This window comes from Streptomyces sp. GbtcB7 (genome assembly GCF_019091445.1).
GTDB classification, from domain to species: Bacteria; Actinomycetota; Actinomycetes; order Streptomycetales; family Streptomycetaceae; genus Streptomyces; species Streptomyces mirabilis.
This window is the reverse complement of record NZ_JAGXJM010000732.1, coordinates 1-231: the sequence shown is the minus strand read 5'-3', so window position 1 is coordinate 231 and position 231 is coordinate 1. Positions and strand designations below refer to the sequence as shown.

The 231-nt window shown below is 77.9% G+C and carries 1 pseudogene; it reads right to left on the bottom strand.

What is annotated here, in order from left to right:
* A pseudogene (locus tag KVT44_RS57380) lies at positions 1–231 on the bottom strand (anthranilate phosphoribosyltransferase); the annotation flags it as partial.

Genomic DNA, 231 nt, shown 5'->3' with positions numbered 1-231 from the left:
GCCCCCGCCGCCTTCGCCATCCCGGCGCGGAGCTGGTCCGCGAGCGGCGCGTGGGTGGGGGACAGGGCGACGAGGCCCGCCGCGGAGTTCAGCAGCACAGCGCCCCGTACCGGCCCCGTCTCGCCGTTGAGCAGGCGACGGGCGACGTCCGCGTGGTAGAACGCGTCGGCGCCGCGCAGGGCCTCCACGGGGCCGAGTTCGGGGCCGACGCCACGCGGGTCGAAGTGCTCC